Source organism: Elusimicrobiota bacterium, from assembly GCA_018816525.1.
GTDB lineage: Bacteria > Elusimicrobiota > Endomicrobiia > CG1-02-37-114 > XYA2-FULL-39-19 > OXYB2-FULL-48-7.
In genome coordinates, this window is record JAHIVV010000054.1 from 28,789 (window position 1) to 41,933 (window position 13,145).

Consider the following 13,145-nt stretch of genomic DNA (forward strand, 5'->3'; position numbering starts at 1 on the left):
ATGAAAATCCTAATACTTGGCGGAAGCGGAATGCTGGGCCACAGAACATACCTTAAATTCAAAGGTAAATTTGACACTTATGCAGCCTTTAGAAATTTTTCACATTACAAAAGATATAGTATTTTCGAAGAGAAAAATGTTATTGACAACTTCTCAACCGAAAATATCGAACATATAAAAGGAACTTTATCAAAAATACACCCAAACTGCATTATTAACTGTATCGGCATAACCAAGCAGCAAAAAATTGCTGATGACCCGGTTCAGATGATTACAACGAATTCCTTATTTCCGCATATTTTAAGTTCAATATGTGAAGAAGCTGACATAAAATTAATACATATCAGCACCGACTGTGTTTTTTCCGGAGAAAAAGGGAATTATAAGGAAGATGATTTTTCGGATGCTGTTGATTTGTACGGAAGAACTAAATTTCTTGGCGAAGTAAGAAACATGAACAATACATTAACCATAAGAACATCTATAATCGGGAGGGAACTGAAAACCTCTCTGGGCCTGGTTGAATGGTTCTTAAACCAAAAAGAGAATATGATAAAAGGCTTCAAAAATGCTGTTTTTTCGGGTTTTACCACAGACGCATTATCAGATATCTTTATTGACATTATCCAAAACCATAGTAAAATAAGCGGATTATATAACGTTTCTGCCGAACCGATAAATAAGTTTGACCTTTTGAATATTATAAAAAATTCATTCAATGTAAAAACCGAAATTGCTGCATTTGATGATTTTTATTGCGACCGAAGCCTTGATTCTACAAAATTCAGAGCAAATACCGGTTTCAAGCCTCTTCTCTGGCAAACAATGATTGATAAACTTGCAATCGATACCAATCAATATAACATCTGGAGGAACTTATGATTTTCGAAGGAAAAAGAATTCTTATTACCGGGGGCACAGGTTCACTGGGTAAAACTCTTGTCCGAAGACTGCTATCAGGCAAGGATGGCAAACCAAAAAAAATAATCGTGTTTTCACGGGATGAAGCAAAACAGCACCAGATGCGTGTTGATTATAAACATAAAAAATTCGCTACTGATGAATTGATCTATCATAATTTTGAGGAATTACTTGAGTTTTGGATCGGCGACGTAAAAGATTATCACAGCGTCCTTTCAGCTTTAAGGGATGTTGATATAGTTTTCAATGCAGCAGCCTTAAAACAGGTTCCAACCTGCGAATATTTTCCGTTCGAGGCCGTAATGACAAACATCGAAGGCCCCCAAAACATTGTCCGGGCCATAAAAGAAAATAATCTGCCGATAGAAACCGTAGTAGGCGTTTCTACCGATAAAGCCTGCAAACCTGTGAATGTCATGGGTATGACAAAAGCAATCCAGGAAAAAATATTTATAAATGCAAATTTGCAGTCTAAAAAAACAAGGTTTATTTGTGTCAGGTATGGGAATGTACTGGCTTCGAGAGGTTCTGTAATCCCTTTATTTCACGAACAAATTCTAGCCGGGCAGGATATAACCATTACTACAGAAGATATGACAAGATTTTTGCTGCCGCTTGATTATGCCGTAGATATAATCTTTGCCGCCGTGAAGAAAGCAAATCCCGGAGAAACCTTTATCCCGCGCGTTCTTTCAGCAAATATGATGGATATTGCAAAAGCTCTTATAGGAAAAAGAAAAAATAAGATAAAAATAATTGGGATTAGGCCGGGAGAAAAAATCCACGAAATACTGGTTTCCGACGAAGAGGCTTACAGGACTACAACCAGGGGCGAATATTACGTAATACTCCCCATGTTACCCGAATTACAAAATAAAAACGCAGGCAAAACAACCTTCCTGACAAAGGAGTATAGTTCAGGAGACAACGTAATGTCAACGGATGAAACTTATGAATTATTGAAAAAATTTAAATTACTCTTGGAAAATGACATACTTACGCAAGAAGAGGAATTCCTAAGATGAAAATAATAACAATACTTGGTACGAGGCCGGAAATAATACGTTTAAGCTTAATAATTGGAAAATTAGATAAAAATTCAAACCATGTATTAGTTCATACAGGCCAAAATTTCACTGAATCCCTTAATACGATTTTCTTTGACCAGTTAAAAGTAAGAAAACCGGATTATTTTTTAAATGCAAGGGGAGCAACCATAGGAGAACAAATCAGCCAGATTATAGAAAGGACTGAAAAGGTGTTAGTTAAGGAAAAACCGGATGCATTGCTTATCTTGGGAGATACAAATAGCGGCCTTTCCTGCATCCCGGCCAAAAGGCTGCATATACCGGTTTATCATATGGAGGCAGGCAATAGGTGTTATAATGATAAAGTCCCTGAAGAAATCAACAGAAGAATTATCGACCATTCCAGTGATTTTCTCATGCCCTATACACAACGAAGCAAAGAAAACCTTGTGAGAGAAGGTATTGATAGAAATAAAATATTTGTAACCGGCAACCCTATTAATGAGGTAATTCTACGCTTTAAAAAACAGATTGACACAAACACTATACTAAATAAGTTAAAAATTAAGAAAGACAAGTATTTCTTGATAACAATGCACAGAGCTGAAAATGTCGACAATAATACCAATTTAAAGAGCTTGGTAAACGCATTAGAAAAACTGCATTCTATTTATGGGTATCCTATTATTTGCAGTTTGCATCCCAGAACCGCTGACAAAATGAAAAAGTTCAATATTTCGATAACAAACAAAGATATCCGTTTTTTAACGCCTATGGGTTTTTTTGAATTTATCAAGCTTGAGCAAAATGCTTTCTGCGTATTAAGCGATAGCGGGACTGTTCAGGAAGAATGTTCTATTTTGATGGTTCCAAATGTAACCATGCGTGATGTTACGGAAAGGCCAGAAACCCTGGAATGCGGAAGCAATATACTTTCCGGACTCACCGTAGCTGATATAATTCAATCTGTTAAATTAGTAGCAAATTTAAAATCCAAATGGTCTGCACCGGAAGAATATAAGGAAAAAAACGTTTCGGATAAAGTGTTAAGGATTATTTTCAGCCGGTTCGATTTCTAATCGTAAGTGGCAACATAATGAAACTGGAAACAATTGAACTATTGAGAGATAAGGTTACTAACAAAACCTCAACTGTGGGAGTGATAGGACTGGGCTATGTCGGGTTACCTTTGTTGATGCTCATTTCAAAACACGGCTATAAAACCTACGGCTTCGATGTGGACAATAACAAAATCGAATCACTCAAGAAACATACAAGCTATATAGCTCATATTTCTGAAGACAGGCTAGCTGAGCTAGTGAATTTTTTGCCGACATCTGATTTCAAATTATTAAAACGCTGCGATATAATAGTAATTTGTGTGCCTACGCCTACAACAGAGACAAATGAGCCTGATTTGAGTTATATAGAGCAGACAGGTGAATCGGTAGCATCAAATATGCGTAAGGGCCAATTAATTGTTCTGGAAAGCACCTCGTATCCGACTACAACAAGAGATGTTTTAAAACCTATCCTTGATTCAACGAAATTGAAATGCGGGAAAGATTATTTCCTGGCTTTTTCTCCAGAAAGAGAAGACCCCGGCAACAAAAACTTTAATACTGAAACAATTACAAAAGTTGTCGGCGGAATTGACAAAAACTCGACAGAATTGGCTTCATTATTTTATTCAAAAATAATAAATAAAGTTGTTGTAGTCTCTTCTTGTGAAATAGCAGAATCAACCAAAATGCTCGAAAATACCTTTAGAGCCGTAAATATTGCCTTAGTAAACGAATTGAAAATGTTATTTGACCGCATGGGCATTGATGTTTGGCAGGTCATCGAAGCCTCAAAAACAAAACCATTCGGTTTTATGCCGTTCTATCCCGGCCCCGGTTGGGGCGGACACTGTATCCCCGTAGACCCGTTTTACCTTTCTTATATCGCCAAGAAGTATGATTATTCTACAAGATTTATAGAATTAGCCGGCCAAATTAATATAAAAATGCCTGAATATGTAGTAGAAAAAACGATTGATGCTTTAAATCAAAACAAAAAACAATTAAAGGGGTCTAAAATTTTGATTTTAGGTATAGCTTACAAAAAGGATATTGGTGATCAAAGGGAATCCCCTGCATTTAAAATAATTGAACTTTTGGAATCAAAAGGCGCAAAAGTTGATTATAATGATCCTTTTATTCCCATTGTGCCCAAAATGAGAAAGTTCAAAATTTCAAAATCATCGATTAATTTAAATAAAAACTCATTAAGAAAATATGACTGCGTTATGATATTAACCAATCACACTTGTTATGATTATGATATGATTTCGCGCTATTCTAAGCTCATCATCGATACAAGAAATTCTATAAAAACAACTTCCAAAAAAATAATTAAGGCATAAGCGGATGGCGGTGGGTGTTAAAGGGGATTAAATGCAGTTTAGTAAAGAATTACATAATTCAAGGAATATAGTTTATTGGATATTCATAACCTTGTTTTTCCTGGTCTCTCTTGTTCCAATGAATTACTTACCTTTCAAAATAGGAGAAATACCATTCCACTACATTTTTACCAGCGGGCTTGTCCTTTTGCTAATTTCATTATCCTGGCTTACAGAAAAAAGAATAACATTATTTGATAAGTGGCTTTTATTTGTAATTGCGGGTTTTTGTCTAAGTTTAATTTCGAGTGTTGACAGGCTTTATACTATTCGCAGTATTGGCAGTTTCATTTTTAGGGGTTTAGGAATAGCTTTTATTTCACAACGGATTTTAAAAAATAATGGAAAAACGACATCGTCGGCTATTTTGATTTGTGCTTCCCTTGTTTGCATAGTGGGTTTAATAGAGTTCTTTTTCCATTGGAACCCATTTTCTAAGTTCCCGAGTTTTCAAACACACTGGGCTTTGTCTCCAAGGTCCGGGATGGCAGGTACAATGGGACATCCTCTTGTTTTGTCCGGCTATTTAGTATTGGTGTTACCTATTGCAATATGGTACATCCGGGGGCGAAATATAATACTCAAGTCAATTCCTCTTCTTTTAATTTCATTAACAATTTTCTTTTCTTTCTCACGCAGTTCGTGGATTTTAAGTTTGATGCTAATGTTTTTTTACTTTTACACAGAAAAAAATGAATTTTTTATTAGAAAATGGAAGTTGCTGTTGTCATTAATAATCATTATAACCTTCTTTTTCTTATTTACGCATTCGAAGCCATTGTTTATAGAACGGTTTGGTTTCCAAAGTTTAAAATCTAGTATTGTGCACTCTCACCGTTCTGCTTCATACAATACAACCTGGACTGTATTAAAAAAATACCCTTTTTTTGGAGTAGGCCTGGGTAATTACCCAATAGCACATGACTTCTATAGAGCTGAGGATTCTACAGAATATTTAAAAACCCCTGATAACGTCTTTCTCAGATTTTTATGCGAAATAGGGCTTATAGGTACTGCTATGTTTATAATGTTCATTATTTATTGGCTTCACGTATTATGGAAACATCGAATGAATTCCTATATATTTGCCATATTTTTGGGCCTTTCATTTTTCATGTTAAATCAATTAGTAGCAGATTTATTTTATTGGCTGGCGCCTCAATTTACTTTTTGGATGCTTTTGGGTATCGCAGTGGGAAATTTAAAAAATAATAAAACCATAATTTAAAATGAACGCTGATGACATTTCAATAAACATTGTAAATTACAATAATATCCAGTTCCTGCAAAATTGCATAAAATCTATATATGAAAATACAAAAAAAATAAATTTTTCTATTTTAATTATAGATAATTTTTCTTCCGATAATTCCATTGAACTTATTGAAAAAACATTTCCGACCATAAAAATAATCAGAAACAATAAAAATATTGGTTTTGCCAAAGCGCAGAACACAGGATTTGACAAAGTTGACAGTAGGTATATTCTTATCTTAAATCCTGATACATTGATTCTGGATAATAGTATCGAAAAAATGGTTCTATTTTTAGACCGGAACCCGGAAGCTGGGATAGTCGGTCCAATTATTTTGAACCCTGATAAAAGCAACCAATGTACGGGAATTACCTATCCCAATAATGTTAATTTGTTATCTGAAACGCTTTTTTTGGACAGATTTTTTCCAAACAATCGTATCTTTGGAAAACACAAAAAGACATTCGAACCCTATAGAGATACTAAACAAGTTGATTATTTACAAGGCTCTTGCCTGATGATAAGAAAAAAAGTAATTGAGGAAATTGGTATTTTTGATGAAGATTTTTTCATGTACTTCGAAGAAACTGATTTTTGTTATCGCGCCAAAAGAAAGGGGTGGAGTATAACTCGTTTGGGAGATTGTTCAATAATACATTTTGGCGGCGGTGAAACAGGTTATTATGATGAATTCAGGCTTTTGCAATACACAAGGAGCCTTATTCTATTCTATAAAAAACATTACTCTATAACGGCTGTTTTAGCACTTAAAGTTATTTTATCATTAAGAAATATTACCAGGCTGATTTTATGGCTTTTAATCGGGCTCACCCTTAGAAACAGAAGGAAAGAATCGAAGAGCAGGCTAAAAGGATATTTCAAGTCCTTTAAATTGCTTTTGGATTAAAACAACTGAAAAATGAAAAATCAGTTTATTTCAATTATTATTCCAACATATAACAGAAGAGAGCTGCTAGTTTCGTGTATTGATTCTATAAACAGACAAAATTATTCAAAAGAAGACTTTGAGTTGATTATTGTTGACGACGGTTCAACTGTAAACATAAATGAATTTATAAAAGAATACACGGAAAAAATGCCGTTTTCTACTTCAATTATTAATATAAATCGTTCAGGACCGGCTTTTGCCAGAAATACGGGAGTAGAAAAAGCCAGAGGAACTATAATTGCTTTTACAGAAGATGACATAATCCTTGATCCAAACTGGCTGAAAACTGGGTCTGGCTGTTTTATCAATGATGAGATTTCAGCAGTTGAAGGAATTACAAAATATATCGATTCAAATAAACCTGTTAGAAGGCTTGAGAAGCATTACCAATTAGCTTTCCTGCCATGCAATCTTATGTTTAGAAAAAGTATTTTTAATGAATTGGGCGGATATGACATAAGTTTTTACGATGAAAATATGAACATTTATTTTCGTGAAGATATCGAGCTTGGATTCAGGCTGCTGGAATCAGGCTATAAAGCGGTCGTTTCTCCGGAAATGTTGGCGTATCACCCGCGACAATATCAAACTATTAAGGGCGCCTATGACCACGCTAAACGTTACTATTTTGACCCTTTTTTATGTAAAAAACATAACAAATTGTTCAGAAAAATGATTGAAGTTAAAAAAATCGGCATTTTTACAATTAAAAGGCCATTACACTATCTTTCACTGTTCTCGGTTTTATCCTTTATTCTTGCAATTTCTTTTAATGCCCGTTTTATGCTGCTTTTGTTGTTATTAAACGTTGGTATTTGTTTTAAATACAAGATAAATAATCTTCCCGGCTATTTTGAAATTTTACCATTGCCATTATATTACGTTTGGCATTTTTTAAAAGGATGTTTTGAATTCAAGTCTTTTAGGGCTGTCTTATGAGACCGCTGATCATTATTCCTACATGCTTAATAAAATCCGAAGGTTACAGATGTTTAATAGAAATGAAATACAGGGCTTTTAGTAATGGTTTCAAAATAAAAGAATATTCGGAAGTGTCATCATGGAGGCAATTTTCCTGGTATGGAAATTAAAAATAAAGGGATAAATGTCGCAATTATCCATGATTGGCTAGCCGGAATGAGGGGCGGGGAAAAATGTTTGGAAGTTTTTTGTGAATTATTTCCTGAAGCAACTCTTTTCTCGCTGGTACATGTAAAAGGTTCTCTGTCTCCAACCATTGAGAAAATGAAAATTATCACATCTTTTCTTCAGCATTTTCCTGACATAGAAAATAAATATAGAAATTACCTGCCTTTAATGCCAATAGCTATAGGACAATTTGATTTAAACGGATATGATTTGATAATTTCGTCCAGCCATTGTGTTGCTAAAGGTGTGAAAGTTCCCGAAAGGTCACTACATATATCATATTGTTACACCCCTATGCGTTACATATGGGACCTGTACGACCAATATTTTGGAAATTCAAAACTATATGTTAAAATTGCAATGAAAATATTGAGACCAGTCCTTCAATGGTGGGATGTTAACAGTTCAAAGAGAGTTGACAATTTTGTTGCAATTTCTCAATACATTCAAGAAAGAATAAAAAGGCATTACAACCGCGATTCTATTGTCATTTATCCTCCGGTGAATACTGAATTTTATACTCTTTCTGATAAATTAGAAAAAAAAGATTACTACCTGGTTGTTTCTGCTTTTGCTCCTTATAAAAGAATAGATTTGGCAATAGAAACTTTTAATAAAATCGGATTGCCTTTAAAAATAATCGGATCAGGACAGGAGGAAAAAAAATTAAAAAAAATGGCAAATAAAAATATTGAATTTTTAGATTGGAAGAATGATGATGAACTAAAATATTATTATCAAAATTGCAAAGCTTTAATTTTCCCGGGTGAAGAAGATTTTGGGATCGTCCCCGTAGAAGCGCAGTCTTGCGGTACTCCTGTCATAGCCTATTCCAGGGGCGGGGCTATTGAAACCATAGTTGACGGCAAAACGGGTGTTTTTTTTGAAAATCAAACAGTCGAATCTCTAACTAGAGCAATACATAAACTAGGTAAAATACAATTTGATTCAAAAGAAATTCACGTGCACGCACAAGATTTTAGTCGTAGTGTATTCAAAGAAAAGATCAGCAAATTCATTGAAAAAAATCTTAAAAACTAGTATAATCTGAGTCAGACGAAATCCCAAAATTCGTTTCCACATTAATTTTGGGACAGGAATTGGATGACAAACTTATGAAAAAACATTCTCACACACTTTTTATATGTGTTCTCTTCGCAGGCGACCTTTTACTGCTCTATTTTTCATTTGTGCTTGGATATTACATAAGGTTTTTTTGGGCGTCAATTATAACAGTATTTCCTCCTTTTAAAGGCATACCTAACTTTACCATCTACAATGAGTTATTTAAACTCGCGATTTTAGTCTGGCTGCCTGTATTTATATTTGTGGGATTTTATAAGAAAAAAATTGAATCAGACCTGGACGACCTCGTAAATGTTGTTAAAGGTACAGTCATAGCCACAATCCTTTTAATGGCTATTACTTTTGTTTACAGGGACGTGGAATTTTCAAGATTTGTTATTGGGATAATCTGGGTTATCAGCAGTATCCTGATATTCATCTGGCACTTAACATCAAAATACGTTTTTCAACTCATTATAACTCACTCGCAAAATGTCCTCATTATCGGCAAAATCGAAGAAATTGAAATTCTTAAAAAAACCTTTCGAAGAAACAGGCACATTAAACCGTTTTTTTTATTTGACTATAAAAACGAAGAAAACATTTTTAACCTGATTACGCAAAAAGACATTAACGAAATACTGGTGATGAGTTCTCTGTTAAGCAAACAGGAACTGATAGATCTGTCTGATAAATGCGAGGAAAAGAAAATAGAGCTAAAAATAGTCCCAGACCTGCTACAGTTAAAACTCGGAGAAATACTTATTGACGACTCTTTAGGAATTCCGGTATTTCGTTTGAAATCGCCGTCTTTAGTGGGGGCAAATTTTTATTACAAAAAAATGTTTGATATATTCCTTTCTATAGTATTTTTGTCTTTCTCAATAGTTCCACTTATTTTCATTGCTATATTTATAAAACTTGATTCAAAAGGAAAAATTCTTTATTCTCATCAACGAATGGGTTATAAAGGCAGAGTTTTTAATTTCTTTAAATTCAGAACCATGATGATAAATGCCGACGAAATGCTTGAAAAAATAAAACATCTCACTGAACGAAAAGGCCCCGTATTTAAAATGAAAAATGACCCAAGGATTACGAAAATCGGAAAATTTTTAAGAAGATACAGTATCGATGAAATCCCTCAGATAATAAATATCCTTAGAGGAGAAATGAGTTGGATAGGGCCCAGGCCCCAGGTATTATGGGAAGCTAAAGCCTATGATAATTGGGCCAAGAGGCGCTTAAGCGTACTGCCGGGAGCAACTGGGCTTTGGCAGGTTTCAGGAAGAGCTTCTCTCAGTTACGAAGAGATGATAGAACTTGATATTTTTTACCTGGAAAATTGGTCCTTAGGGCTTGATTTAAAAATATTGTTAAAAACTTTGCCGGCAATTTTCAGCCGAAAAGGAGCGTATTAAATAATGAAAGCTCTCATTTTACTCGGGGGGATTGGTACCCGGCTAAGGCCATTTACCTGCACAACCCCAAAACCTTTGTTACCTATTTTAAACCAGCCGTTTATAACTTATCAGCTTAACTTAATCAAAGAGTTTGGCATAAAAGAAGTAACTTTCTGCCTTAGCTACAGAGCCGAACAATTTAGTAAATTTGTAGGCACCGGAAAAAATTTCGGCCTTAAAGTGAATTATGTTTACGAAGAAAAACCTTTAGGCACAGGCGGCGCAATAAAAAATGCACAAAAGTTTATTGACCAAACCACGATTATTCTTAATGGAGACATTCTTACAGACATAAATCTGAAAGAGATGGCCAAATTTCATAACCAGAAAAATGCTATTCTTACTATAGGTCTTGTAAGGGTGAAGGACCCCACCATTTATGGACTGGTTGAAACAGACAAACAATCAAGAATAGAAAAATTTCTTGAAAAACCTTCCTGGGACGAGGTTACATGTAATACCATAAACAGCGGAATATATATTTTTGAGCCTGAATTGCTTGATTACATACCTGTAAATATAAATTATTCTGTTGAAAGAGGATTATTTCCGCACCTTCTTGAAGAACAAAAACCTGTATTTGGATTCGTTTCTTCGCCATATTGGCTTGATATTGGCACGGTAGAAAAATATGTCCAGGCGCATTTCGACATACTTAAAGGAGAAGTAAAGATACCTGTGCCGGGCAAGCAGATCAAAAAATCTGTTTGGGCTGACAAAAATGTATCTATAAACGCGAAGTCAGTTATTGAAGGCAAGGTAATAATCGGGCACAACAGCAGAATTGACGAATTTGTCCAGCTTTCAGGGCTTGTTTCTATAGGAAAAAACTGCAAAATTAAAAAGGGAGCCCAGATTAGTGATTCAGTAATTTTAGACAATACAATAATCGGAGAAGGCACAAAGATTGAAAAATCCATAGTCGGCAGAAATTGTAACGTAGAACCTAATTCGATATTGACTCCAGGCTGTGCAATCGGAGACAATTCATTGATAACAAGGTTTTCGAACTTGTAAAAGGAATGCACCCAATATCCTTCCAAGCGGATAGCATTGGGTGTTTAAAAGGATAAAAAAAATGAAAATTGTTAATAAACCATGGGGAAAAGAAATCTGGATTGCTTATACAAAAAAATATTTGGGAAAAATCCTGATAATTAAAAAAGGCCATAGATTAAGCAGGCAATATCACAAAATTAAAGATGAAACACTTTACTGTGATACCGGAAGATTTGAAATGGAGCTTGGAAGAAAAACATTTACCGTCAAACCGGGGCAAGCTATCAGAGTAAAACCTAACACAATCCACCGCATGTTCGCAAAGTATTCCGATGTCAGAATAATTGAAACTTCAACGTCACATCCAAGAGATAGAGTAAGAATGGAAGACGATTATGCAAGAAAATAACATCAAATTCGGTACTGAAGGCTGGAGAGGAATTATTTCCAAAGACTTTACTTTTGAAAATGTCGCAAAAGTAAGCCAGTCAATTTCCGATTACCTGCGAAGCACCCAAAAACCATCCAATTCGCAATCCGGGCAAAAAATTGCAATTGGTTATGACAACCGGTTTCTTTCAGAAAAATTTGCCAATTGCTGCGCTCAAGTGTTTTTACAAAACGGTTATGAAGTGATAATATCGGATTCATCTGTCACAACACCCAATCTTTGTTTCATTACAAAATCGAAAGAAGCGCAAATCGGCATCATGATAACCGCAAGCCATAATCCCGCTATATTTAACGGGCTTAAAGCAAAAGCGCAATATGGCGGGCCTGTACCGGAATGGCTTAATAAGGAAATAGAAAAAAATATACCGCAAAGATTTGTCGAGTCTAAAATAGATAATGAGGGTCTAGCGCCTGTCGAATTTAAAGACGACTATATTAAATACATCAAAATGTCAGTTGACTTCAGTAAAATAGGGAAAATAAAACAAAATATTGTCTTTGATTGCATGCATGGCCCGGCTTACCGCTATATCGACGGTTTATTTGGCAAGGATAATAAAAAAATAATCAAGTTAAGAGATACAAGGGACGTGCTGTTCGGCGGGTTTAATCCTGAACCGATTGAAAAATATATGTCTTTGACAAAATCGGAGGTAAAAAAACATAAAGCCGCGGCAGGTATTGTAACGGACGGCGACGGTGACCGCGTAGGAGTTGTGGCTGACGGCGGTATTTACCTGCCTCCTCATACGGTCTTTCCGCTGCTTTTATATTATCAGGCAAAATATAAAAATCAAAAACCAAAAGTCGCGCAAACAATTTCATTAGGCTATTTATCTGAGCGTATTGCAAAAAAATATAGTCTTGAATTTGAAGAAACACCCGTAGGCTTTAAGTATATAACTGAGAAAATACTTAAAGAGGGGAATATCTTCGGCGGTGAGGAATCCTGCGGTTATGCGCTTCCAGGAGAACTGCCGGACAGGGATGGAATACTGTCGGGCCTTACCGTTTTGGAAATGATTGGTTCGTCAGGAAAAAAACTGTCTGAGCTTGTAAAAGAAATGCAAAAAGAATTCGGAAAATCGTCTTTCATGCGGTATGATTTTCGCCTACCTGAAATAATTTTTGACAAAAGTTGCTTTGTAAATATTATCAAGGGCTTTATTTCTGAGAAAATAAATGGTAAGACGTTGAAGTCTGTAAAAACCTTTGATGGGATAAAGATAGTACTTGAAGATGATTCCTGGCTTTTAATGCGGCCCTCAGGAACAGAACCACTGCTTCGGGTGTATTCAGAAACACCGTCACAGAAAACGACACAGCAACTAATTGATTACGGCAAAAAAATAACCATGAACTATTTTAAAAACAAATAAAAGAGAGATACCCCATGCTCTTCCAAGCGAGCAGAATG

12 protein-coding genes are annotated in these 13,145 nt (G+C 35.1%); all 12 read left to right on the forward strand.

From position 1 onward, the window contains the following. On the forward strand, window positions 1–882 hold the full coding sequence (locus tag KKH91_05220; GenBank protein ID MBU0952208.1) for an SDR family oxidoreductase: 882 nt from the start codon (window positions 1–3) through the stop codon (window positions 880–882). Then, the gene (locus KKH91_05225) at window positions 879–1,946 is read left to right on the forward strand and encodes a polysaccharide biosynthesis protein (protein MBU0952209.1); all 1,068 of its coding nucleotides are present in this window, start codon (window positions 879–881) and stop codon (window positions 1,944–1,946) included. The genes KKH91_05220 and KKH91_05225 overlap by 4 nt, the downstream gene beginning before the upstream one ends. Then, a complete protein-coding gene (wecB, locus tag KKH91_05230) occupies window positions 1,943–3,028 on the forward strand; it encodes a UDP-N-acetylglucosamine 2-epimerase (non-hydrolyzing) (protein MBU0952210.1) in 1,086 nt (361 codons plus the stop codon). The genes KKH91_05225 and wecB overlap by 4 nt, the downstream gene beginning before the upstream one ends. A 17-nt stretch (window positions 3,029–3,045) precedes the next feature. Further along, entirely contained in the window at window positions 3,046–4,356 is a 1,311-nt protein-coding gene (locus tag KKH91_05235; GenBank protein ID MBU0952211.1) for a nucleotide sugar dehydrogenase, read from the forward strand. A 523-nt stretch (window positions 4,357–4,879) separates the two neighbouring features. Continuing rightward, a complete protein-coding gene (locus KKH91_05240) occupies window positions 4,880–5,623 on the forward strand; it encodes an O-antigen ligase family protein (protein ID MBU0952212.1) in 744 nt (247 codons plus the stop codon). Between the two features lies 1 nt (window position 5,624). After that, window positions 5,625–6,557 (forward strand): glycosyltransferase family 2 protein, encoded by a 933-nt coding sequence (locus KKH91_05245; GenBank protein ID MBU0952213.1) that lies wholly within the window; start codon window positions 5,625–5,627, stop codon window positions 6,555–6,557. A 12-nt stretch (window positions 6,558–6,569) separates the two neighbouring features. Continuing rightward, window positions 6,570–7,538, forward strand: coding sequence for a glycosyltransferase (locus tag KKH91_05250; protein ID MBU0952214.1), 969 nt, complete (start codon window positions 6,570–6,572; stop codon window positions 7,536–7,538). A gap of 198 nt (window positions 7,539–7,736) precedes the next feature. Beyond that, the gene (locus tag KKH91_05255; GenBank protein ID MBU0952215.1) at window positions 7,737–8,789 is read left to right on the forward strand and encodes a glycosyltransferase; all 1,053 of its coding nucleotides are present in this window, start codon (window positions 7,737–7,739) and stop codon (window positions 8,787–8,789) included. 74 nt (window positions 8,790–8,863) lie between these two features. Next, window positions 8,864–10,234: a sugar transferase gene (locus KKH91_05260; GenBank protein ID MBU0952216.1), complete on the forward strand. Its 1,371-nt coding sequence runs from the start codon at window positions 8,864–8,866 to the stop codon at window positions 10,232–10,234. Window positions 10,235–10,237: 3 nt separating this feature from the next. Further along, window positions 10,238–11,293: an NDP-sugar synthase gene (locus tag KKH91_05265; GenBank protein ID MBU0952217.1), complete on the forward strand. Its 1,056-nt coding sequence runs from the start codon at window positions 10,238–10,240 to the stop codon at window positions 11,291–11,293. Between the two features lie 61 nt (window positions 11,294–11,354). Beyond that, window positions 11,355–11,684 (forward strand): cupin domain-containing protein, encoded by a 330-nt coding sequence (locus KKH91_05270; GenBank protein MBU0952218.1) that lies wholly within the window; start codon window positions 11,355–11,357, stop codon window positions 11,682–11,684. Next, complete coding sequence (locus KKH91_05275) at window positions 11,671–13,107, forward strand: phosphoglucomutase/phosphomannomutase family protein (protein ID MBU0952219.1); 1,437 nt, start codon at window positions 11,671–11,673, stop codon at window positions 13,105–13,107. The genes KKH91_05270 and KKH91_05275 overlap by 14 nt, the downstream gene beginning before the upstream one ends. Window positions 13,108–13,145: the final 38 nt, after the last annotated feature.